This window comes from Aerolutibacter ruishenii (assembly GCF_007830115.1).
Classification (GTDB): Bacteria; Pseudomonadota; Gammaproteobacteria; order Xanthomonadales; family Xanthomonadaceae; genus Aerolutibacter; species Aerolutibacter ruishenii.
Window position 1 is genome coordinate 73,783 of sequence record NZ_VLKP01000003.1, and the last position, 21,806, is coordinate 95,588.

The window sequence follows — 21,806 nt, forward strand, 5'->3', positions numbered from 1 at the left end:
CGTCGGGCCACCGCGATCCGCGTCAATCGATGCCGTGTCGCTTGAGTGCCCATTCGACATGCTCGCGCACCACGGCGCTGTCATGGTCGCGGCGCGACTGCAGCGCGGCGATGACCTGCGGCGTCGAAGGCGCATTGCCCAATGCCACGGCGATGTTGCGCAGCCAGCGTTCGTGCCCGCTTCGCCGGATCGCGGTGCCTTCCGTACGGCGCAGGAATTCCTCCTCGGACCAGGCGAACAACTCCGCGAGTGACGCCTGGTCGAGATTGTTGCGCGCGCGGAAGTCCGGCTCATCCGTGCGTTTGGCGAACTTGTTCCAGGGGCACACCAGCTGGCAGTCGTCGCAGCCGAAGATGCGGTTGCCCATGGGTGCGCGCAACGCTTCCGGGATCGGGCCGTCGTGCTCGATGGTCAGGTAGGAGATGCAGCGGCGCGCATCCAGCCGGTTGGGCGCGATGATGGCCTGCGTGGGGCAGATGTCGATGCAGCGGGTGCAGGTGCCGCAGTGGGCGGTCGCCGGAGGGTCCACTGGCAATGGCAGGTCCAGGTAGATCTCGCCCAGGAAGAACCAGGAGCCGCCATCGCGGTCGATCAGACAGGTGTGCTTGCCGATCCAGCCCAGGCCGGCATTGCGTGCCAGCGCACGTTCCAGGACAGGCGCGGAATCGACGAACACGCGGTAGCCGAACGGACCGACCTCTTCGGCGATGCGCTCGGCCAGCTTCTGCAGGCGCTGGCGCATGAGCTTGTGGTAGTCGCGCCCCAGGGCGTAGCGGGCCACGTAGGCGCGCTCGCCATCGGCCAGCGTCTGCCAGGCCTCCTCGTCGTCGCGGCGGCCGTAATCGAGTCCCACCGAAACCACGCGCAGCGTGCCGGGGATGAGTTCGTCCGGCCGCGATCGCTTGTCGCCATGCTGCGCCATCCAGCCCATCGAGCCGTGCAGCCCCTTGGCCAGCCAATCGCGCAGGTGGTCTTCGTCGCCGGTGAGTTCGATGCCGGTGATGCCGAAATGCTGGAACCCGGCCTCGCGCGCGAACGTGCGAATGCGCGACGCAAGCGCATCGAAGTCGGTGTCGGCCAAGGCGGCTGGGGTGGGAAGAGGGCTCACGGCAACGGCAGTATAGAATCGCGCCATGTCCGGCGCTCCCCTCCACGATGTCGAAGCCGTGCGCGCCATCGAGGCGCGGATGGCCGCGCGCTTGGGTGATGCCGGGTTGCTGATGGCGCGTGCCGGGCAGGCGGCCTGGCAGACCGTGCTGGATCGATGGCCCGCGGCACTGCGCATCGCGGTGGTTTGCGGGCCCGGGAACAACGGCGGCGACGGCTACGTGCTGGCCCGGCATGCGCTCGAGGCGGGCCGTGACGTGGTCGTCGTCCGTCTGGAAGAGCATGCGCCGCGCAGCGAGCTGGCCCGCCACGCCGCCGGGCAATTCCTGGCCGTTGGGGGGCGGGTGGTGGAGGGCAGTGGTGGCTTGCCCACCGCGGATCTGGTTGTCGATGCCCTGTTCGGAATCGGTTTTGCACGGGAGCCGTCGGCCGATGTCGCCACGTTGCTGCGCGCGATCAATGGCGCGGGCGTGCCGGTGCTGGCGCTGGATGTGCCCAGCGGCGTGGATGCCGATTGTGGCGCGCTGGCAGCCGACGCGGTCCGCGCTGACGTAACGCTTGAATTCCTGCTGCGCAAGCGCGGGTTGGCCACGGGTGCCGTGTTGGACCATGTGGGCGAGTACCTGCTGGCGGACCTGGGCGTGACAGAGGCGGATCGGGAGGGGATCCCGATCGCTGCGAAATGGCTGGACGCCGGTTTGCTACCTGCGCTACTGCCCCATCGCGCACGCGACAGCCACAAGGGCCACCACGGCCGTGTGTCGTGCCTGGGCGGAGACCTGGGCCACGGCGGGGCCATCATCATGGCCGCCGAGGCCGCGCTTCGCGCAGGTGCCGGCCTGGTGGACGTGGGCACTCGAGCCGAACACGTGGCCGCGCTGCTGGCGCGTCGTCCGGAGGCCATGCCGCATGCCGTCAACGCTGGCGACGCGGCCATGGCCTTGGCCGACCTGACCCGTTCCGCGGACGTGATTGCATTGGGACCGGGCTTGGGCCGGGACGCCTGGGGCCAAGGGTTGTTCGAGGTGGCCCTCGGTTCGGGCAAGCCGCTGGTCGTGGATGCCGATGCGCTCAACCTGTTGGCCAGCGCGCCGCGCAGCCTGGGTGCGGAGTGCATCCTGACCCCGCATCCGGGCGAGGCGGCGCGACTGCTCGGCACCGATGCCAGCAGCGTGCAGCGCGATCGGTTTGCCGCGGCCCAAGCGCTGGTGCAGCGGTTTTCCGCCGTGGTCGTGCTCAAGGGTGCGGGAACTTTGGTGGCCGCGCCGAACGAGGTGAGCCGGGTGATTGGCGCAGGCAATCCCGGCATGGCCGTGGGTGGCATGGGTGACGTGCTGACGGGTGTCATTGCAGCTTTGCGAGGACAAGGCCTGTCTGCCGTCGACGCGGCGACCGCAGGCGCCCTGCTGCACGCCGCGGCAGGCGATGCCGCCGCCGCGGTCGATGGTCCCATCGGATTGCTGCCCGGTGACCTGATGAGCGAGTTGCGACGCCTCCGCAACGCCGGGGAGGAAGTGTGAAGGAAATCCTGTTGGCCGACGCCGACGCAACGGCGCAATTGGGCGAAGCGCTGGCCCGCTCGCGTCCCGCCCACGCCGTGGTCCATCTGCATGGTGACCTGGGGGCCGGAAAATCCACGCTTGCCCGGGCATTGCTGCGTGCGCTGGGCGTGACCGGCACCATTCGCAGCCCCACCTATACGCTGGTCGAGCGCTACCCGTTGGTGGATGGGGAGGCATGGCACCTGGACCTGTATCGCATTGCCGACCCCGGCGAACTCGAGTTCCTTGGGCTGGATGCCGACGAGGTCACACTGTGGCTGGTCGAATGGCCCGAGCGAGGCCGCGGGACCCTGCCGGGTGCGGATCTGGTGGTTGAGTTGGCTGTGGCCGGCCCTGGCCGGCTGGCTCGCCTGCACGGCCAGACGCCCGCCGGGGTGGCGTGGGTCGAGGCTGCCTTCAACCATGGGGTTGTGACTCATTCCTGAATCAAGCGGCAGGAAGTTGAGGCAGGTGCCGGATCTATAAGGGAAAAGGGGCTTGCAATTCGCGCGGCGGAGTGATTGACTTGCCCGCATGCGAGAGAAGGGGGCTACCGTGCAGAAGTTCCTGCTGGGCGCAGCGCTCCTGTCGGCGCTGGCCTGGAACCTCGCGCATGCCAGTGAAATCAAGGGTTTGGAGTTGCGCAGTGGTGCCACGGGCACCCGAGCGGAAATCGCCCTGGACCGGTCGGCCGACTACCGCGTAATCAGCCTGCAGGGGCCGGAGCGCCTGGTGATCGACCTGCCAGCCTCCTCACTGGGCAAGGGCGTTGCCCTGCCTGCCGCGGCCGGCATCGTGAAGACCGTGCGTGTCGGCCAGCCGGCACCAGGGACCGCCCGCATCGTCTTCGACCTGACCGAAAAGGTCGCGGTCCTGAAACCGCGCCTGGAGCCCTCGGCCCAGGGCACCACCCTGGTTCTGGAATGGCCCGGTGACGGCATGGTGGCGGGACGGGTGCAGTTGACGCCCGCCAGCGGTCCGTCTGCCGCGATCATTCCCGCACCCGCGGCCGCAGGTAATGCGGCTGGCACTTCCACGCAGACTGCGAACGCGGTTGACGCATCGGCGGCGTCGTCCGCGGCAACCACGCGGCTGATTTCCCGAATCGCGGCGGGTTTGCCTGCCGACGGGGCAACTGCGGCTGTCCAGATCGAGCGACACGGCGAAACCGCCGTGGCCACAGGTTCCTCAACCACCGCTTCGCCACCCCCATCAGTCCCGACGTCCGTTGCGAGCAGCGCGCCCAGTCGCGTGGTAACCGCTGCGTCCGCTTCGCACGCTGCCGCATCGGCCGCGACTCCCGACAAGGCGAGCACTGCCGAAGAGGCGGCCGCGCACGCGACGGCGGTCAAGACCCTGCAGGACGTGATGACCGGCCGTGGCGCCCGCCCGCTGGTCATCGCGATCGATCCCGGCCATGGTGGCCAGGATCCCGGGGCCCTGGGCATGAACGGCACCCGCGAGAAGGACGTCACGCTGGCGATCAGTCGCGAGTTGGCGCGCCAGATCAATGCCACGCCTGGACTCAAGGCCGTCCTGACCCGCGACCGCGACCTGTTCCTCCCGCTGCCGCAGCGGGCACGCCTGGCGCGCGCCGCGAAGGCCGACATGTTCATCTCCATCCATGCCGACGCCGCGGAAAACCGCAGCGCCGACGGTTCCTCGGTCTACGTGCTGTCGCTCAAGGGCGCGTCGTCGCAGCGCGCCCGGTGGCTGGCCGACAAGGAAAACTCGGCCGACCTGATCGGCGGGGTGCGCCTTGAGAAGGCGAACAACACGCTGGCCTCGGTGCTGCTCGACCTGACCCAGTCCGGGCACATGCGCGCCTCGGAGGAAGTTGCCGACCAGGTGCTGAACGGCCTCAAGCGCGTGGGCAACAACCACAAGCCGCACGTGGAGCGCGCCAACTTCGCGGTGCTGCGCACGTCCGACATGCCGTCGATGCTGGTGGAGACCGCCTTCATCTCCAACCCGGAGGAAGAGCGCCGCCTCAACGATCCGGCGTTCGTGCGCAAGATCGCTGGCGCGGTGCTGGATGGCGTCAACACCTATTTCACCCGGCAGCCGCCGCCGGGCACCTGGTACGCCGCGCGGGCCAGGGCGACGGAAGTCGCGTCCGCCGGTGCGGCAGCGGCAGGCGGCAGTCCCTGACTCCTTGTCGGCGCGGGTTGATCGCGCGATTCCGGCTATCATCGTCGCTGGTCTTTTGACGGCGCCTGACAGGCGCCGCCCCCGACGTGCCCATCCGCCAGCTGCCTGACACCCTCATCAACCAGATCGCCGCCGGCGAAGTCGTCGAACGACCCGCGTCGGTGGTCAAGGAACTCGTGGAAAACGCGCTGGATGCAGGCGCGAAGCGCGTGGACATCGATCTGGAAGAAGGCGGCGTACGCCTGATCCGTATCCGCGACGATGGCCACGGCATTCCGCCCGGGGAGCTGCCGCTTGCCGTCTCGCGGCACGCCACCAGCAAGATCGCGTCGCTCGATGACCTGGAAGGCGTGGCCACGCTGGGTTTCCGTGGCGAGGCGCTGCCTTCCATCGCGTCGGTCAGCCGTTTCCTGCTGGCGTCGCGCCATCGTGGATCGGACCACGGCGCTGCGCTGGAAATCGACGGTGGCCGCCTGGGCGACGTGATGCCGCGTCCGCATCCACAGGGCACCACCATCGAGGTGCGCGACCTGTTCTTCAACGTGCCCGCGCGCCGCAAGTTCCTGCGCGCGGAACGCACCGAACTGGGCCACATCGAAGACTGGCTGCGGCAACTGGCGCTGGCACGGCCCGACGTGGAGTTGCGCGTGTCGCACAACGGCAAGCCATCGCGCCGCTGGAAGGGCGAGGGTGACCTGCTGTCGGACGTGCGCCTGCACGAGGCGCTGGGCGAAGAGTTCGCGCGGCACGCGTTGCACATCGATCATTCCGCGGCAGGGCTGCGCCTGCATGGCTGGATCGCGCAGCCGGCGTATAACCGGGCCAGCGCCGACCAGCAGTTCCTCTACGTCAATGGCCGGGCGGTGCGCGACCGCAGCGTGGCGCATGCGGTTAAACAGGCCTATGCGGACGTGCTGTTCCACGGACGGCAGCCCGCCTACGTGCTGTTCCTGGAACTGGACCCGCGCCGGGTGGACGTCAACGTGCACCCGGCCAAGCACGAAGTGCGGTTCCGCGACGCACGGCTGATCCACGATTTCGTCTACCGCACCCTGCACGATGCGCTGGCGGGGACGCGGGCGGGTGTTGTTGGCGGCGTCGTCACGGGAATCGGCGAGGGTGGTGCCAGTCCGTACATGGGCACGGCGCCAGCAGTGTTTTCCGGCCCGATGGGCGGGATGCCGGGTTCGGGTGAAAGCCGCCCCGGCAATTCCGGCATTGGCTGGAACCGGCCGCAGGCACCGCTGGGTTTGCCGGTCGAGGATGTCCGTGGCGCCTACGGCGCGCTGTACGGCGCGGCCCCATCCACACTGGCAGGAACTGCGCCCACTGTCGCGTCATTGCCGCACCAGGCAGATGGCACCCTGCCGCCGTTGGGCTATGCCATCGCCCAACTGCATGGCATCTACATCCTGGCCGAAACGGGCGATGGCCTGATCGTGGTGGACATGCACGCCGCCCACGAGCGCATTGGCTACGAGAAGCTGAAGGCCGCGCACGACGGTGAAGGCCTGCGCACCCAGCCGTTGCTGGTGCCTGCGACGCTGGCGGTGGCTGAACGCGAAGCGGACGTGGCCGAGCGCGAAGCGGACACGCTGGCGGCACTGGGGTTCGAGATTTCGCGCAGCGGACCGCAGTCCCTGACCCTGCGCAGCGTACCGGCGTTGCTGGCCCACGGTGACGTGGAGGCCCTGTTGCGCGACGTGCTCGCCGACCTGCGCGAACACGGCGAGTCGCGCCGCGTGAGCGCGGCGCGCGACGAGTTGCTGGCGACGATGGCCTGCCACGGCGCCGTTCGCGCGAACCGCCGCCTGTCCCTGCCTGAAATGAATGCCCTGCTGCGCGAGATGGAAATCACCGAGCGTTCGGGCCAATGCAACCATGGCCGACCGACGTGGGCGCGGTTTACCCTCTCCGACATTGACCGCTGGTTCCTGCGAGGACGCTGAGATGCGCTTGATCCCACTGTTGCTGGGGGCCACGGTGGCCTTGGCATCGAGCCTGCTGGTCGGCTGCAACAAGGATGACGATACGGGCGTGGCGACGCGGACTGCGGAGGATGCAGCCTTCGACGCCTCCCAGCAGGCCTGGCGCGAGCAGCGCGCGGCCGGCCTGCTCAAGCCCGACGGCTGGACCAGCCTGGTGGGCCTGCACTGGATCGAACCTGGATCGCACTACATTGGCAGCGACGCCGACAATGGGATGCGCCTGGCGGCAGGCCCGGCACACCTTGGGTTGCTTACGCTGAAGGGCGATCGCCTGCGCTTCACGCCCGAGTCCAGCGTGACGGTCACGATCGATGGCGCGGCCCTGAAGGGTGACGCGACGCTGCGTACCGATGCCGACCCGGCAGGCCCCAGCGTGCTCGGGTTCGATGAGGGCAAAGGCATTGCCACCGTGATCAAGCGAGGCCAGCGCCACGCCTTGCGGGTGAAGCATGCCGACGCGCCAACGCGCGCGGGATTTGCCGGGCTCGATTATTGGCCTGCGGACCGTTCCTGGCGGGTGCCTGCCCGGTTCGTCCCACACCCCGCGGGGAAGACCCTGGACGTGGTGAACATCATCGGCACCGTCGAGCCGGTGGCCAATCCCGGCGCAGTCGAGTTCGAACGCGAAGGCAAGCACTACCGTCTGGAGGCGTTGGACGAAGGCGACGGCAAGCTGTTCCTGATCCTGGCGGACCGCACCAGCGGCCACGGCAGTTACGGCGCCGGCCGCTATCTGTATGCCGATCCGCCCGACGCGCAGGGCAAGGTGCTGCTCGACTTCAATCAGGCCTACAATCCTCCGTGCGCCTTCACTTCGTTCGCCACGTGTCCGCTGCCGCCACCGGAAAACCGGCTGGACCTGCAGATCACGGCAGGCGAAAAGACCTACGCCAAGAAACTCTGACCGCCTCGCGGCCCACCCCGCCTCCAACTGCCCATCCAATGACCCGACGCTTGCGTGCCCTTGGCCTGATCCTTGGTTCCGCCACCCTGATCTCGGCCATGGCCTGGGCCGCCACGGACAGCCCGAAGGTCACCCCCGCGCCGAAGCGAGGGGCGACTCCCGCACGCGTGGAGCAGCCTGCGGCGGCGACCGTGGTGTCGGCAGGCAATACGCCGATGCCGGCGGTCGCGGGTTCGACCCCGGTGCCGTTGCTGTGGCGCGTGTCGGACCACGACAACGTGATCTACCTGCTGGGCTCGTTGCATTTGCTCAAGCCCAGCGATTACCCACTGTCCGCCGACGTGGACCGCGCCTTCGAAGATGCCGAAACCGTCGTTTTCGAGGTGGCGCTGGAAACGCTGGCCGATCCCGCTACCGCGCAGAAGTTCATGCTGGCGGCGGGGTATGGCGATGACCGCAGCCTGAGCACCGTGGTGCCTGCGGTGCTGCGTGAAAAGCTGGACCGCCTGCTGGCGCGCCAAGGGGGCTCCGTCGCGGCCATCGATGGTTTCGAGCCGTGGTTCGTGAACCTGTCACTGACCCTGGGCATGGCGGGAGCCGAGGGCTTCAAGGCGGAGATGGGGCTGGACCAGCACCTGGCCCGCCGTGCGCTGGAAGCCGGCAAGTCGACCGGCGCGCTGGAAGGTATCGAAGACCAGCTTGCCGCGCTGGATTCGTCGCCGATGGACGAACAGGTCGCGGGCCTGGTGGAATTCGTCGACCGTTTCGATGAAATGCCCAGCGTGCTGCGCGAGTTGCATGACGCCTGGCGAAGTGGCGATGTGGGGCGACTGGAGCAGCTCACCCGGGTCGAGATGCAGGAAAAAGCCCCCGTCTCCTACCGCATCATGAACGTGGCGCGCAACGACGCGTGGGTGCCCCAGTTGCAGGCCATGCTGGACGGGCAGGGCAAGGACCGGGATGCGCTGGTGGTGGTTGGATCGTTGCACCTGCTGGGCAGCGACGGTGTCGTGGAGAAGCTGCGCGCCAAGGGCTATGCCGTCGAGCGTGTCTGCTCCGATTGCACCTCGATCATGGCCGACGCGGCAGGAAGCGAAGTCAAGGGCGCGGAGTAACGCGTTACAAGGGCTGAACCGTTACGCGGAAGGCTGCGGCGGCACCATCACGATACAGTCGACCGGGCACGCGGGGACGCAAAGTTCGCAGCCGGTGCACAGCGGTTCGATCACCGTATGCATGTGCTTGGATGCACCGATGATCGCGTCCACTGGACACGCCTGGATGCACTTGGTGCAGCCGATGCAGTCGGCCTCGATGACCAGCGCGACGGTGGCAGGCTTGTGATCGCCGCGACTGCGATCGTAAGGCTGCGGCGGCACGCCCAGCACATGGGCCAGCGCCCGCGCGCCCGAGTCGCCACCGGGCGGGCAATGATCCGGGCCGGCTTCGCCCTTGGCCATCGCTTCGGCGTACGGTCGGCAGCCCGGGAACCCGCACTGGCCGCACTGGGTTTGCGGCAGCAGCCGGTCCAGGCGCTCGGTCAGCGCCTGGAGGTCATCGGCGGGAAGTGCGGGACTTCGCATGCAGGGAACTCGCGGGCTAGCGACAACCGGGCGTGGTCACCGCGGTATGTCGCGATGCCGTCCTGAAGCTCGCTGGTGCGTCACTGGAGGCATCCGGATAGCGGCGCTCAGCGGACCGGCATGCCCGGCTGCACGCCGCCGTCGGCGTCCAGCAGGTGCAGGCTGCCGCCGTCGAAGCCGGCCGACAGGATCATGCCCTCGCTCAGGCCGAAGCGCATCTTGCGCGGCGCAAGGTTGGCGATGAACACCACGCTGCGGCCGACCAGCTTCTCCGGTTCGGCGTAGGAACCGCGAATGCCGGAGAAGATCTGCCGCGTTCCAAGTTCACCGGCATCCAGTTCGAAGCGCAGCAGCTTGTCCGACCCCTCCACGAACTCACAGGCCAGTACCTTGCCCACGCGCAGGTCGAGCTTGGCGAAATCGTCGATACCGATGTAGGCAGGGGTGCCTTCGGCCGACTCGACGACGCCCGCCTTGGCAGCCGTCTTCGCCGCGTCGGTGCCTGCGGTCTGCGTCGCGGCCTTGACGTCCGCTGCCTGCTTGCCTGTGGCCTGGGTGTCGCCCGTACTCGCAACGGCGTTGCTGGGCTGCAGGGATTCCTTGCTGGCTTCGATCATGGCGTCAATCTGTTTCGGGTCGATGCGGGTGAACAGCGGGGTGTAGTCGTTGATGCGATGCGCCAGCAGCGGTGCCTGCAGGTCCTGCCAGCCGCGGACCGGTGCGGCGAGGAAGGCCTCGGCCTGCGCGGCCACGCGCGGCAGCACTGGCTTGAGCGCGGCGGCCAGCACGCGGAACAGGTTCAGGCCCTGCGTGCACACCGCATGCAATTCGGCGTCAGCACCTTCCTGCTTGGCCAGCACCCACGGCTTGGTGTCGTCGATATAGCGGTTGGCTTCGTCCGCGAGCGCCATCGTCAGGCGCAGCGCGGTGGCGGCCTCGTTGCGCGCATAGGCCTCGGCGATGGGGGCGAGCTGGGCCACGAAGCGCTCGTACATCGCCGCATCCGGCAGCGACGCGGCCAACTGGCCTTCGAAGCGCTTGCCGATGAAGCCCGCGCAGCGGCTGGCCAGGTTGACGAACTTGCCGACCAGGTCCGAGTTCACCCGCGCCACGAAGTCGGCGAAGTTGAGGTCCAGGTCGTCCACGCCGCCGGAGGTCTTGGTGGCGAAGTAGTAGCGCAGCGCTTCCGGATCCAGCCCGTGCTCGAGGTAGCTGCGGGCCATGATGAAGGTGCCGCGCGACTTCGACATCTTGGCCCCGTCCACGGTCAGGTAGCCGTTGACGTGCAGGCGCGTGGGCGCGCGGTGGCCGGAGCCGTGCAGCACCGCCGGCCAGAACAGGCCGTGGAAGTTGACGATGTCCTTGCCGATGAAATGGTGCATCTCCGCCGTGCTGTCCGGCCGCAGGAAGCTGGCAAAATCCAGCCCCTCGCGCTCGCACAGCACCTGGAAGCTGCTCAGGTAGCCGATCGGCGCATCCAGCCACACGTACAGGTACTTGCCCGGGTGCCCCGGGATCTGGAAGCCGAAGTAGGGTGCATCGCGCGAAATGTCCCACGCGCGCAGGCCACCCTCGGCGTCCAGCCACTCCAGCAGCTTGGCCTTGGTGCCCGCGGTGGCCACGTCGCCGGCCAGCCAGCCGCGCAGGAAGGCCTCGAACTGGCCCACTTCGAAGAAGAAGTGCTCCGACTCGCGGATTACAGGAACAGCGCCCGACAGCACCGAACGCGGCTCCTTGAGTTCGGTCGGGGCGTAGGTCGCTCCGCAGTTTTCACAGTTGTCGCCGTACTGCTCGGCCGCGCCACAGTTGGGACAGATGCCCTTCACGTAGCGGTCGGGCAGGAACATGCCTTTTTCGGGGTCGAACAGCTGCGCGACCGAGCGGCGGGTGATGTGCCCGTTCTCCAGCAGGCGCTGGAAGATCGCCTCGGTCAGGACCCGGTTGCCCTCGGAGTTGGTCGAGTCGAAGTGGTCGAAGGCCACGCCAAAGTCGGCGAAGTCGCGCTCGTGCGCCACCTGGATGCCGGCGATGTAGGTTTCCGGCGTCATGCCCGCCTTCTCCGCCGCCAGCATGATCGGCGTGCCGTGGGTGTCGTCGGCGCAGACGAAGTGCACCGTGTGCCCTGACAGGCGCTGCGCCCGCGTCCAGATGTCCCCCTGGATGTAGCCCACCAGGTGGCCCAGATGGATCTGGCCGTTGGCGTAGGGCAGGGCGCAGGTGACGAGGTGCTGGCGGGACATGGGCGTTTTTATCATGGTGGGCCGATAATTATCGCATGTGCCGTTCAGGCGCACGTGCCGTCGATTTGTCAATCGAATGGCAGCAAATACCTTGGTCACACAACGCGCGTGGCCTCAAAGAGAGAAGCCGGCCAAGCGGCCGGCTTCTCATCGCTTACCCGGATCAGCCAAGGATCAACGCCGCACCCATACCTGCGTCCGGCCCAGCAGCGAGAAGCCCATGAATCCACGTACTTCCAGCTTGCTGCCGCCTTCGATCGGGCGCACCTTCACTGAATAGACCTTGCCGGTGGCCGGGTCCAGGATCTGGCCGCCTTCCCAGTTGTCGCCCTTCTTCTTGACGCCCCACATCATGACCATGCCCTTGACGGGCTTGCCCTTGCGTTCGCCCTCGCACTTGTCGCAGACGGGGTTGGGACCGCGGTCGGAATGCAGGATTTCAGCGACCCGGGCGGCCAGCGAGCCGTTGGCGGTCTCGTAGATCTCGACCACGGACTTCGGCTTCTTGGTCTTGTCGTCGATCGTGGTCCAGGAACCGACCGGTGACGACTGCGCGAATGCCGAGGCCGAAAGGGCCAGCAGCGGCAGCGCGATCAGGAGCGTGAACAGTTTGTTGCGCATGGATCCCCTCCCAGGGCATAGGCATTGTCAGCAGGTCCGCGCTTCGCGGACTTCGGGTTCCTTATACCGCATTCGGTGGGGTATGGAAGCGGAAGCGATGAAGCCCGGCTTGCGCCGGGCTCCCAATGGAACGATCCGCCCGGCAGGGTCAATTGAACCGGCATCCGTTTGCGCGGAGACTTCCCGGCCCATCGGGCTATGCGCAAGGATGTACTCGGCCGTCCAGCCGTTTTCCTGCCAGTTTGGCAGGCTGCCGTAACGTGGTTGAACAGCGTGGCGCTCCAATTGTCGCGAGACCAGCCTAAGGAGCAACGAGTACGGCTGCGAAAATCGAAGTTGCCCAGATCACGCGGCCGAAACTGCCGGAGGTGCGGCACCTCGAGGAGTACAATTCACGCCGTGAAGACTCTCAAAAGGCGGGCGGCGTGATGGGTGAGCTTGGTCTGGGCGAGCAGCTGTCTGCCCTTCGGATTCCGGATCTGGATGCAACCCTGGGTGACGTCGCCCGCGTCCGGGTAGCGCTGTCCGGAGGGGCTGCGGCGGTAGAGGCGCTGGTTGGAATACCGGCAGGAGCCGTGCGGCCATGGGCGGAGGACGCCATCGCCGCTGAGTTGGCCCGGTCCGGCTACCGCCTGGGACGCCTGGACATCCAGCAACGCATAGCCACCCATGCCGTACAGCCCAGCCTGAGCCCGCTTCCCAACATCCGGAACATCATCGCGGTGGGGTCAGGCAAAGGCGGGGTCGGCAAGTCCACGACGGCAGTCAACCTGGCCGTCGCGCTTGCGCAGGATGGGGCGAGGGTCGGCCTGCTGGACGCGGACATTTACGGCCCAAGCGTCCCCATGATGCTGGGGCTGCATGGGCGGCCGGACAGCCCGGACGGCAAGTCCATCGAGCCGATGCGCGCGCATGGCGTCGTCGCCATGTCCATCGGGCTGCTGGTCGACCAGGATACGCCCATGATCTGGCGTGGCCCCATGGCCACGTCGGCGCTTTCCCAACTGTTGAATGATACGCGTTGGGGGGAGCTCGATTACCTGATCGTGGACCTGCCGCCCGGCACCGGAGACATCCAGCTGACCCTTGCCCAGAAGATTCCCGTGGCGGGGGCGGTGATCGTCACCACCCCGCAGGACGTGGCCACGCTTGATGCGCGCAAGGCATTGAAAATGTTCGAGAAGGTCGAAGTTCCAGTGCTTGGCCTCGTCGAGAACATGGCCGTTCATGTCTGCAGCCAGTGCGGGCATGCAGAACATATCTTTGGCGACGGTGGCGGCCAAAGGATGGCAGTCCAGTATGGGGTGCCTCTTCTCGGGAGCCTGCCGTTGGACGTACGCGTGCGCGAGTTGGGCGACGTGGGCAGCCCGATAGTGACAAGCGCGACAGAAACGGCCACCGTTCATTCGTATAAAATGACCGCTCGTCGGCTTGCTGTTCAGCTTTCGGGCAGGCGTCAGGTTGCAAGTCCTTTATCCGTCTCGCTTTTGTCCTGAGTCGAACGCTCGCGGCACGTTGCAATGCGAATTGCAGCGCAACGACCCAACCCCCTAGATTCGACGGGCGCGGCCAGCAGGGTCGCGTTTTTCCTGTCTTACCTATCTTCGGGGGTAGTACCAGATATGAAGCATCCCATCCGCACCGCGGTGCTGGCCGGCGCTGTCGTCGCCTCTCTCGGCCTGTCTTCCGCGGCGTTTGCCGGCGGTCGTCCGGATCTCGTCATCGCCGGACTGAAGGCCGGCCGTGCGCACCAGGCCAACGAGCTGCTGGTGAAGTTCCGGGACGGCACTTCGGCCGCGCAACAAACCGCCGTTCGCCAGGGCATTGGCGCGTCGAAGGTCGACGTCGTGCGCGCCGGCAACAGCCAGCGCGGCGAACTGGCCCTCATGCGACTGCCCGCTGGGCGCGACCTGGTCGCCACGGTCAGTGCACTGAGCCGGAACGGCGCCGTCGAGTACGCCGAGCCGAACTGGATCTATACCCACTCGGCCACGTCCAACGACACCTACGCCGCCAACGGCTCGCTCTGGGGCATGTACGGTGATGCCTCGTCGCCGGCCAACCAGTACGGCTCGCAGGCGGCCGAGGCGTGGGGCCGGGGTCACACCGACTGCGGCAACGTGGTCGTCGGCGTGATCGACGAGGGCATCTACTACGGCCACGAGGACCTGGCCGCCAACATGTGGGTCAACCCGTACGATCCGGCGGATGGCGTCGACAACGACGGCAACGGTTATGTCGACGACACCCGCGGCTGGGACTTCGATGGCGGCAGCAACGACATCAATTCCGGTGGCGCCAACGATGACCATGGCACGCACGTGTCCGGCACCATTGCGGGCGTTGGCGGCAACGGCAAGGGCGTCGCCGGCGTGTGCTGGAGCGGCGTGAAGATCATCAGCGCCAAGTTCCTCGGCCGTCGCGGCGGTTCCACCGCCAATGCGATCAAGGCGGTGGATTACCTCACCGACCTGAAGACCCGCCATGGCATGAACATCGTGGCCACCAACAACTCGTGGGGTGGCGGCGGCTTCTCGCAGGGCCTGTCGGACGCGATCACCCGCGCCAACAGCGCCAACATCCTGTTCATTGCCGCGGCCGGCAACTCGGCGTACGACAACGACGCACAGGCCAGCTACCCGTCCAACTACCCGCAGGCCAACATCATTGCCGTGGCCTCGACCACCAGCACCGGCGGCCTGTCGAGCTTCTCGCAGTGGGGCGCCACCACCGTGGACATCGGTGCGCCGGGTTCGGGCATCTGGTCGACGGTGCCGAAGTCGGTCAAGGGCGCGGTGGTTTCGGGTTACGCCAGCTACAACGGCACCTCGATGGCCACCCCGCACGTGACCGGTGCCGCGGCGTTGTATGCCTCGTCGCATCCGGGCGCCACCGCCGCGGACATCAAGTCGGCGATCATGACCTCCGCCGTGCCGACCCCGTCGCTGCAGGGCAAGGTCGTGACCGGTGGCCGCCTGAACGCCAGCGGTTTCTGATCACGTCGTCCATGCAATACCCAAGGGGCCCGGCAAGCGCCGGGCCCCTTGTTTTTCAGTCCGTGGTGCGATTGTGGGCGCTACCGTCCTGCTGGCCAAGCCGCCTGCGCGGGCATCGCGCAACTGCCCGTGGACCGGGCGACCCGCTAGAATCGCGGTTTCCGACCGCTGGGTGAGCCCCTCCGCATGAGTATCAAGTCCGACCGCTGGATCCGCCGCATGGCCGAACAACACGGCATGATCGAGCCGTTCGAGCCGGGGCAGGTCAAGACCGCGGCCGATGGCCAGCGCATCGTCAGCTACGGCACCTCCAGTTACGGCTACGACGTGCGCTGCTCGCGCGAGTTCAAGATCTTCACCAACATCAACTCCACGATCGTGGACCCGAAGCACTTCGACAGCGGCAGCTTCGTGGACATCGAATCGGACGTCTGCATCATTCCGCCGAATTCATTCGCGCTGGCACGCACCGTCGAGTATTTCCGCATCCCCCGCGACACGCTCGTGGTGTGCCTTGGCAAGAGCACCTATGCCCGTTGCGGCATCATCGTCAACGTGACCCCGCTGGAGCCGGAGTGGGAAGGCCACGTCACCCTGGAGTTCAGCAACACGACACCCTTGCCCGCGCGCATCTATGCCAACGAAGGCGTCGCGCAGATGCTGTTCTTCCAGTCCGACGAGGTCTGCGAAACCTCGTACCGCGATCGCGGCGGCAAATACCAGGGCCAAACCGGCGTGACGCTGCCGCGCACCTGATCTCCAACGCCCCACCACCCGCCAGGAAGAGGCCTGTGTGCCCAGGCGATTCTCGATATCGGGCGAGAATCGCCTGGGCACACAGGCCTCTTTACCATTAACCATCATCTCTTCTCGTAGGTGACGAAAAACCCCTGCAAGTCGCCATTCTCCACATAGGGCACCACGCTGTGCACCCGGTAGCCGCGTCGGTCGAAGACCTGGTGCACCCGGTTGAGCGAGTTGGCCGCGCCTTGGTTGCGGAATCCCCACGAGGCATCAACCCAGATCGTCACTGCGGTCATGCTGGCGGCCACGGCTTCGTCGGCCGCGACTTCCGGCTTCTTGCCGAACACGCCCGCTTGCGTGGGGAGCGCCATGCAGCCGGTGGCGACGAGCAGGGTGGCGAGCAGCAGGTTGCGCATGGATCGGTATCCGCCAGTCAGTTTCCGTGGGTGGCCAGAGGTGGAGCGGCCGAAGCCCGGAATATAGCCCGGCTGGCGCGATGTGGAGCGATGCATGCGCTGGAAGTTGCCAGTTGCAACCTGGTCCATCAAGCGCCCAGCGCATCCCGCAGTCGTTGGATCCGGTCGATCAATGTTTCCGGTGAATAGGGCCGTGCATCGGCCGAGCCCCACACCGGCCGCGGCCACGCGATGTCATCGTCGTAGCGGGCAATGACGTGCACGTGCAGTTGCGACACGAGGTTTCCCAGCGCCGCCACGTTGAGCTTGTGCGGCTTGAAAGCAGTTTGCAGCGCGCGGCTGGCGGTGGCGATCTCGCGTGTCAGTTCCGCCTGCTGGGCCTCGTCCAGGTCGATGAGTTCCACCGCGTTCGCCACGCGCGGCACCAGGATCAGCCAAGGGTGGTTGGCATTGTCCATGAGCAGCACGTCGCACAAGGAAAGGTGCGCGACGGGCTGGGTGTCGTTGGCCAGCTGCGGATGCAGCTCGAAACGGGATGGGGTGGAGGGTTTGTGGCTCATCGTGGGCCTCGTGGTTCAGTAGGCCGGCCGCAGCGTGCGCTGGAAGAAGGACAGGGTTCGATCCAGGGCCAGCGTGGCGCTCGCTTCGTCGTAATCGGCGCGCTGGTCGCAGTTGAACCCATGGCCCGCCGGGTAGACGTGAAGCTCCGCCGTGGGCTGCTTGCTGCGGTGCAGGTCGATGGTCCCGGTCGGAATGCTGGCGTCATGGTCGCCGAAGTGGAACAGCATCGGTGCGTCCAGTTGCTCATCGAGGAACGGTGCGGTTCGCGCGCCGTAGTAGCTCACGGCCGGCATGGACAACCGTGTGTTGGCGAGGAAGGCGACCGAACCGCCCCAGCAATAGCCGACCACACCCACTTTGCCGGCTTCCTGGACCACTATCGCCGCAGCGTGGACATCCTCCAGTGCACGGTCGAAGCCCAGGCGATCGACCAGCGCCTTGCCACGCGCCACACCCTCGGCGTCGTACTCGAGTTCGACTCCGTGTTCGAAGTGATCGAAAAACGCCGGGGCAATCGCCATGTAGCCGTGCGCGGCAAACGTGTCGCAAACGTGCCTTATGTGCCGGTTTACCCCGAAGATCTCCTGCACCACGACAAGCGCACCCTTGGGCGGGATGGGGGGGGTGGCGCGCCAGGCCTGGATGCGGCCGGTGGGTGTTTCGAGGGACATCCATTGGCTCACGGTCGCGCTCCTGAACGGCTTGGAAGGATGGTACCCCCGCACGGGGCCGGCCGGCAGCCCGGCCCGGCTATAATTCGCCGCCCGCGGCCCGCAGTCAGGTCGCCCATTCCGTTGGTCCCGTCATGTCCCTGCAAAACCCCAAGGTCGGCTTCGTCAGCCTCGGCTGCCCGAAGGCGCTGGTCGATTCCGAGCGCATCCTCACCCAGCTCAAGGTGGAGGGCTACGACCTCGTCCCCACCTATGACGATGCGGACGTGGTGGTGGTCAACACCTGCGGCTTCATCGATTCGGCGGTGGCTGAGTCACTGGACGCCATCGGCGAGGCCATGGCCGAGAACGGCAAGGTCATCGTCACCGGCTGCCTGGGCAAGCGTCCGGATGAGATCCGCGCCGCACACCCGGGCGTGCTGTCGATCTCGGGCCCGCAGGACTACGCCAGCGTGATGAATGCGGTGCACGACGTATTGCCGCCCAAACACGATCCGTTCATCGACCTGGTGCCGGCCCCCCGTCGCCTCGGCGACGGGTTCATCGAGGGTGTCGGGATCAAGCTCACGCCCAAGCACTACGCGTACCTGAAGATTTCCGAAGGCTGCAACCACCGCTGCAGCTTCTGCATCATCCCGTCGATGCGCGGCGACCTGGTGTCGCGCCCGGTGGACGACGTGCTGCGCGAGGCCGAGCGGCTGGTGCGCGGCGGTGTGAAGGAACTGCTGGTGGTGTCGCAGGACACCTCGGCCTACGGCGTGGACCTGAAGTACGCCGAGCGCGAATGGCGCGGCAAGGCCTACCAGACGCGGATGAAGGCGTTGTGCGAAGGCCTGGGCGAGCTGGGCGTATGGTCGCGCCTGCACTACGTCTACCCGTATCCGCACGTGGACGACGTGATCCCGCTGATGGCCGAGGGCAAGGTACTGCCGTACCTGGACATCCCGTTCCAGCACGCCAGTCCGCGCATCCTCAAGCTGATGAAGCGCCCGGGCGCGGTCGACAAGACCCTGGAGCGCATCCAGAACTGGCGCTCGATCGCGCCGGACATCACACTGCGCTCGACCTTCATCGTCGGCTTCCCCGGCGAGACCGAGGCGGAATTCGAGGAACTGCTCGACTTCCTGGACGAGGCGCAGCTGGACCGCGTGGGCGCGTTCGCCTACTCGCCGGTGGAGGGCGCGGCGGCCAACGCGCTGCCCGACGCGGTGCCGGAAGAGGTCAAGCAGGAGCGTCTGGCGCGCTTCATGGAGCGGCAGTCCGAGATTTCCGAGGCCAAGCTTGCCGCCAAGGTGGGCAGCGTGCAGCGCTGCCTGGTCGATGCGCTCGATGGCGACCTGGCCATTGCCCGCTCGATGGCCGACGCGCCGGAAATCGACGGCCTAGTACAGATCCAGAACGGCTTCGAGGCTGGGCTGAAGGTGGGCGAGTTCGTCGACGTCGAAATCATGGGCAGCGACGAGCACGACCTGTACGGCGAAGTCGCGTTCGACGATTGAGGGTGCTGGGTATCCGGCGTCGCGGATGCCTTGTCGTGATGGTTGTGCCGGGCCGGGCCGGGCCGGGCCGGGCCGCGCCGCGCCGCTGGGCGGCGGTCGTCAGCCGGAGTAGGCCACCGCGACGATCACGTAACGCTGTACTCCACCAGGCAGTTGCGCCTCGAACTCGTCATCCAGCCGCTTCTTCAGCATCGCCCGTGCCAAGGGCGAGTCGATGCTGATCCAGCCCAGTCGGGCATCGGTCTCGTCGGGTCCGACGATCCGGTACTGCACGCATTCTCCGCTGGTGCAGTGCTCGATCTCGACCCGCGCACCGAAGTACACCGCATCCGGATCAGACGGCGCGCTGTCCACCACCCGCAGCGAGGGCAGGCGTTTGCTGAGGTAGCGAACCCTGCGGTCGATTTCCCCCAGCTGCTTCTTGCGGTAGGTGTATTCCGCGTTCTCGGAGCGGTCGCCCTCGGCGGCGGCGGCGGCCAGCGCCTTCACCACCTCGGGCCTCCGCACCTTCCATAACTCGTTGAGCTCGTCGCGCAGGCGCTCAAAGCCCTTGCGAGTGATCACCGCGGTGGAAGACGGAACAGGTGGGCGCCAACGTGCCATGCGAATGAGGATTGCGTTCCGGGAGTGCCCTGGATGGGCGGGGCCAGGCCGCGCGACGGGTTACGCCGCGAGGCACGCCGTTACTTGGCTTCGCGCTTCAGGCTGTAGTTGAGTTTGCTGTCCGTCGGCTTGCCGTCCCGGTCGAGCAGGCGAATCTCGTCGCTGGAGACAATCTCGAAGCTGCGGTCCTGCTCGGACTTGCTGTTGGGGTCAAGCAGCACACGCTTGCCACCGTCTTCCACGGTCCAGGTGCCTTCAACCACGACTGGCGAGTCGGCTTCACCCTGGTAAGTCTCGGTCAGCGTGAACGCGCCATCCACACCCAGTTCCAGGCGCGTATCAATGCCTGGGCAACTGGCGCAGGGCAGGATGCCGGTGAACGTGCCCGGGAACGCTTTCATGTCCACGTCGCCGCTCTTGGCGGTCAGGTCGCTGTGGGACGCCTGGACCGTTGCCTCCGGTGCCGGCGCGGGTGCAGGTTCGGCGACGGCGGCGGCGGCGGGGGTGGCAGGCGCAGGCTCGGCCTGCTGCTTGCAGGCGGCCAGGGACAGGGCCAGCAGGCCCAGCGCCAACGAGGTCACGATGCGGTTCATGGGTACGAAGACTCCTTGTTCGTAGATCTATCGAGGAACTGTCAGCGGCGGCGGTTGCTGCTGCCACCCAGGATGCCGCCCAGCAGGCCTCGCATGATCTGCCGGCCGATCTGGTTGCCGACGGTGCGGGCGGTCTGCTTGGCCATGGTTTCCACCATGCCCTGGCGGCGCTTGGTGCCGAACACGGCGTCCTTTACCGCCTGGCCGAAACCACCTTCCTCGGCGTCATCCTGTTCGCGCGTCTTTGCCGGTGGTGCCTTGGCCTGCTCCGCGGCGGTCTCCGCCTTCTTCGCCAGCATCTCGGCGGCGGATTCGCGATCCACGGTGGTGTCGTACTTCGCGCCCACCGGGCTGCCCGCACGCACCTGCGCACGTTCGGCTTCGGTGATGGCGCCCATGCGGCAGCGTGGCGGTGCGACCATCGTGCGCTCCACAGGCATCGGCACGCCCTTGTCCTGCAGCGTGGATACCAGCGCTTCGCCTGTGCCGAGTTGCGAGATCGCCTCGGCCACGTCCAGGTTCGGGTTGGCGACGAAAGTTTCCGCGGCGGTCTTCACAGCCTTCTGGTCGCGTGGCGTGAAGGCGCGCAGGGCATGCTGCACGCGGTTGCCCAACTGGCCGAGGATGTCATCGGGCACGTCGTCGGGGAATTGCGAGCAGAAATAGACGCCCACGCCCTTTGAGCGGATGATGCGAACCACCTGCTCCACGCGCTGCTGCAGTGCCGGCGGTGCGTCATCGAACAGCAGGTGCGCCTCGTCGAAAACGAATACCAGCTTGGGCTTGTCCAGGTCGCCCACTTCCGGCAGCGACTCGAACAGCTCGGAAAGCAGCCACAACAGGAAGCTGGAGTACAGGCGTGGCTTCAGGATCAACTGGTCGGATGCGAGGATGTTGATCACGCCACGGCCATCGGGCGTGGTGCGCATCAGGTCCGTCAGTTCCAGCGCCGGCTCCCCGAAGAAACGGTCTCCGCCCTCCGTCTCCAGGCGCAGCAGGGCGCGCTGGATGGCGCCTACCGACTGCGTGCTGACCAGCCCATACGAGGTGGAGATGTCCTTGCGCTCGTCGGCGACCAGGCCAAGCAATGCGCGCAGATCCTTGAGATCCAGCAGCAGCAGGCCGCGGTCGTCGGCCAGCTTGAACACGATGTCGAGCACGCCACTCTGGGTGTCGTTCAGCTCCAGGATGCGGGCCAGCAGCGCGGGCCCCATCTCACTGACCGTGGTGCGTACCGGATGGCCCAACTTGCCGAACAGGTCCCAGAAAACCGTCGGGTTGCCCTCGTTGTGGTAATCGGTGATGCCGAGCTGCTGCACGCGTGCCTGCAACTTCTCGTTCAGCGTGCCCGGCATGGCGAGACCCGCCACGTCGCCTTTCACGTCCGCCAGGAAGACAGGTACCCCGAGTCGCGAAAAGCCCTCCGCCAGCGTCATCAGCGTCACCGTCTTGCCGGTGCCGGTGGCGCCTGCCACCAGGCCATGGCGATTGCCGAACTTCGGCTGCAGGTAGACGTTGCCGCTGTCAGGGGTAGTGACCGATTTGCCGACCAGAATGGGGTCCATAGGCATGTCCGTTGGGCTCGTCG

At 66.9% G+C, this 21,806-nt stretch carries 20 protein-coding genes; 10 read left to right on the top strand and 10 right to left on the bottom strand.

Annotated elements, in window-relative coordinates:
* Positions 1-22 precede the first annotated feature (22 nt).
* Positions 23-1,108, bottom strand: a complete 1,086-nt coding sequence (gene queG / locus IP93_RS04405) for a tRNA epoxyqueuosine(34) reductase QueG (protein WP_425480022.1) — start codon at positions 1,106-1,108, stop codon at positions 23-25.
* A gap of 25 nt (positions 1,109-1,133) precedes the next feature.
* Here queG and IP93_RS04410 point away from each other — a divergent pair, with 25 nt between their 5' ends.
* From IP93_RS04410 to IP93_RS04435, 6 genes are all read left to right on the top strand, one after another.
* Positions 1,134-2,627, top strand: a complete 1,494-nt coding sequence (locus tag IP93_RS04410; RefSeq protein WP_144812536.1) for an NAD(P)H-hydrate dehydratase — start codon at positions 1,134-1,136, stop codon at positions 2,625-2,627.
* Positions 2,624-3,094 carry a tRNA (adenosine(37)-N6)-threonylcarbamoyltransferase complex ATPase subunit type 1 TsaE gene (gene tsaE, locus IP93_RS04415; RefSeq protein WP_144812538.1) on the top strand — a complete coding sequence of 157 codons (471 nt, stop codon included), beginning with the start codon at positions 2,624-2,626 and terminating at the stop codon, positions 3,092-3,094. Before IP93_RS04410 ends, tsaE begins: the two co-directional genes overlap by 4 nt.
* Positions 3,095-3,182: 88 nt before the next feature.
* Complete coding sequence (locus IP93_RS04420; protein ID WP_144812541.1) at positions 3,183-4,799, top strand: N-acetylmuramoyl-L-alanine amidase; 1,617 nt, start codon at positions 3,183-3,185, stop codon at positions 4,797-4,799.
* Positions 4,800-4,885: 86 nt separating this feature from the next.
* Positions 4,886-6,748 carry a DNA mismatch repair endonuclease MutL gene (mutL, locus tag IP93_RS04425; protein ID WP_144812543.1) on the top strand — a complete coding sequence of 621 codons (1,863 nt, stop codon included), beginning with the start codon at positions 4,886-4,888 and terminating at the stop codon, positions 6,746-6,748.
* A 1-nt stretch (position 6,749) separates the two neighbouring features.
* On the top strand, positions 6,750-7,691 hold the full coding sequence (locus IP93_RS04430; protein ID WP_144812546.1) for a DUF1684 domain-containing protein: 942 nt from the start codon (positions 6,750-6,752) through the stop codon (positions 7,689-7,691).
* Between the two features lie 38 nt (positions 7,692-7,729).
* Positions 7,730-8,806, top strand: a complete 1,077-nt coding sequence (locus IP93_RS04435; protein ID WP_144812548.1) for a TraB/GumN family protein — start codon at positions 7,730-7,732, stop codon at positions 8,804-8,806.
* Between the two features lie 21 nt (positions 8,807-8,827).
* Here the strand turns inward: IP93_RS04435 and rnfB are convergent, their stop codons facing one another.
* The 3 genes from rnfB to IP93_RS04450 all read right to left on the bottom strand — a co-directional run bounded on the left by rnfB (position 8,828) and on the right by IP93_RS04450 (position 12,135).
* Positions 8,828-9,274 carry an Rnf electron transport complex subunit RnfB gene (rnfB, locus tag IP93_RS04440; protein WP_144812550.1) on the bottom strand — a complete coding sequence of 149 codons (447 nt, stop codon included), beginning with the start codon at positions 9,272-9,274 and terminating at the stop codon, positions 8,828-8,830.
* Positions 9,275-9,381: 107 nt separating this feature from the next.
* Positions 9,382-11,514 (bottom strand): methionine--tRNA ligase, encoded by a 2,133-nt coding sequence (gene metG / locus IP93_RS04445; protein WP_242006741.1) that lies wholly within the window; start codon positions 11,512-11,514, stop codon positions 9,382-9,384.
* 174 nt (positions 11,515-11,688) lie between these two features.
* Positions 11,689-12,135: a DUF2147 domain-containing protein gene (locus IP93_RS04450; RefSeq protein ID WP_144812556.1), complete on the bottom strand. Its 447-nt coding sequence runs from the start codon at positions 12,133-12,135 to the stop codon at positions 11,689-11,691.
* A 428-nt stretch (positions 12,136-12,563) separates the two neighbouring features.
* Between IP93_RS04450 and apbC the strand changes: the two genes are divergently transcribed.
* From apbC to dcd, 3 genes are all read left to right on the top strand, one after another.
* Positions 12,564-13,631 (top strand): iron-sulfur cluster carrier protein ApbC, encoded by a 1,068-nt coding sequence (apbC, locus tag IP93_RS04455; RefSeq protein ID WP_144813106.1) that lies wholly within the window; start codon positions 12,564-12,566, stop codon positions 13,629-13,631.
* Positions 13,632-13,757: 126 nt separating this feature from the next.
* On the top strand, positions 13,758-15,131 hold the full coding sequence (locus IP93_RS04460; RefSeq protein WP_144812558.1) for a S8 family peptidase: 1,374 nt from the start codon (positions 13,758-13,760) through the stop codon (positions 15,129-15,131).
* Between the two features lie 186 nt (positions 15,132-15,317).
* Positions 15,318-15,887 (top strand): dCTP deaminase, encoded by a 570-nt coding sequence (gene dcd, locus IP93_RS04465; RefSeq protein ID WP_144812561.1) that lies wholly within the window; start codon positions 15,318-15,320, stop codon positions 15,885-15,887.
* Between the two features lie 104 nt (positions 15,888-15,991).
* On the opposite strand, the gene IP93_RS04470 is transcribed toward dcd, so the two are convergent.
* The 3 genes from IP93_RS04470 to IP93_RS04480 all read right to left on the bottom strand — a co-directional run bounded on the left by IP93_RS04470 (position 15,992) and on the right by IP93_RS04480 (position 17,535).
* Entirely contained in the window at positions 15,992-16,291 is a 300-nt protein-coding gene (locus IP93_RS04470; RefSeq protein WP_144812563.1) for a hypothetical protein, read from the bottom strand.
* Positions 16,292-16,419: 128 nt separating this feature from the next.
* The gene (locus IP93_RS04475; protein WP_144812566.1) at positions 16,420-16,851 is read right to left on the bottom strand and encodes an HIT family protein; all 432 of its coding nucleotides are present in this window, start codon (positions 16,849-16,851) and stop codon (positions 16,420-16,422) included.
* 15 nt (positions 16,852-16,866) lie between these two features.
* Complete coding sequence (locus tag IP93_RS04480) at positions 16,867-17,535, bottom strand: dienelactone hydrolase family protein (RefSeq protein ID WP_144812568.1); 669 nt, start codon at positions 17,533-17,535, stop codon at positions 16,867-16,869.
* A 122-nt stretch (positions 17,536-17,657) separates the two neighbouring features.
* On the opposite strand from IP93_RS04480, the gene rimO reads away from it, so the two are divergent.
* Positions 17,658-19,022 (top strand): 30S ribosomal protein S12 methylthiotransferase RimO, encoded by a 1,365-nt coding sequence (gene rimO / locus IP93_RS04485; protein WP_144812571.1) that lies wholly within the window; start codon positions 17,658-17,660, stop codon positions 19,020-19,022.
* Between the two features lie 99 nt (positions 19,023-19,121).
* Here the strand turns inward: rimO and greB are convergent, their stop codons facing one another.
* From greB to IP93_RS04500, 3 genes are all read right to left on the bottom strand, one after another.
* Positions 19,122-19,625 carry a transcription elongation factor GreB gene (gene greB / locus IP93_RS04490; protein ID WP_144812574.1) on the bottom strand — a complete coding sequence of 168 codons (504 nt, stop codon included), beginning with the start codon at positions 19,623-19,625 and terminating at the stop codon, positions 19,122-19,124.
* An 80-nt stretch (positions 19,626-19,705) separates the two neighbouring features.
* Positions 19,706-20,218 (bottom strand): copper resistance protein NlpE, encoded by a 513-nt coding sequence (locus IP93_RS04495; protein WP_144812576.1) that lies wholly within the window; start codon positions 20,216-20,218, stop codon positions 19,706-19,708.
* A gap of 41 nt (positions 20,219-20,259) precedes the next feature.
* Positions 20,260-21,783 carry a helicase HerA-like domain-containing protein gene (locus tag IP93_RS04500; RefSeq protein ID WP_144812579.1) on the bottom strand — a complete coding sequence of 508 codons (1,524 nt, stop codon included), beginning with the start codon at positions 21,781-21,783 and terminating at the stop codon, positions 20,260-20,262.
* Between the last annotated feature and the right edge of the window lie 23 nt (positions 21,784-21,806).

Bases quoted from the DNA above. Each gene is read 5' to 3' on its own strand.
- IP93_RS04410 (WP_144812536.1), top strand. From the start codon at position 1,134: ATGTCCGGCGCTCCCCTCCACGATGTCGAAGCCGTGCGCGCCATCGAG.
- rnfB (WP_144812550.1), bottom strand. From the start codon at position 9,274: ATGCGAAGTCCCGCACTTCCCGCCGATGACCTCCAGGCGCTGACCGAG.
- IP93_RS04495 (WP_144812576.1), bottom strand. From the start codon at position 20,218: ATGAACCGCATCGTGACCTCGTTGGCGCTGGGCCTGCTGGCCCTGTCC.
- IP93_RS04475 (WP_144812566.1), bottom strand. From the start codon at position 16,851: ATGAGCCACAAACCCTCCACCCCATCCCGTTTCGAGCTGCATCCGCAG.
- IP93_RS04430 (WP_144812546.1), top strand. From the start codon at position 6,750: ATGCGCTTGATCCCACTGTTGCTGGGGGCCACGGTGGCCTTGGCATCG.
- IP93_RS04450 (WP_144812556.1), bottom strand. From the start codon at position 12,135: ATGCGCAACAAACTGTTCACGCTCCTGATCGCGCTGCCGCTGCTGGCC.
- apbC (WP_144813106.1), top strand. From the start codon at position 12,564: ATGGGTGAGCTTGGTCTGGGCGAGCAGCTGTCTGCCCTTCGGATTCCG.
- IP93_RS04470 (WP_144812563.1), bottom strand. From the start codon at position 16,291: ATGCGCAACCTGCTGCTCGCCACCCTGCTCGTCGCCACCGGCTGCATG.
- greB (WP_144812574.1), bottom strand. From the start codon at position 19,625: ATGGCACGTTGGCGCCCACCTGTTCCGTCTTCCACCGCGGTGATCACT.
- metG (WP_242006741.1), bottom strand. From the start codon at position 11,514: ATGTCCCGCCAGCACCTCGTCACCTGCGCCCTGCCCTACGCCAACGGC.
- rimO (WP_144812571.1), top strand. From the start codon at position 17,658: ATGTCCCTGCAAAACCCCAAGGTCGGCTTCGTCAGCCTCGGCTGCCCG.
- IP93_RS04420 (WP_144812541.1), top strand. From the start codon at position 3,183: ATGCGAGAGAAGGGGGCTACCGTGCAGAAGTTCCTGCTGGGCGCAGCG.
- dcd (WP_144812561.1), top strand. From the start codon at position 15,318: ATGAGTATCAAGTCCGACCGCTGGATCCGCCGCATGGCCGAACAACAC.
- IP93_RS04460 (WP_144812558.1), top strand. From the start codon at position 13,758: ATGAAGCATCCCATCCGCACCGCGGTGCTGGCCGGCGCTGTCGTCGCC.
- IP93_RS04435 (WP_144812548.1), top strand. From the start codon at position 7,730: ATGACCCGACGCTTGCGTGCCCTTGGCCTGATCCTTGGTTCCGCCACC.
- IP93_RS04500 (WP_144812579.1), bottom strand. From the start codon at position 21,783: ATGGACCCCATTCTGGTCGGCAAATCGGTCACTACCCCTGACAGCGGC.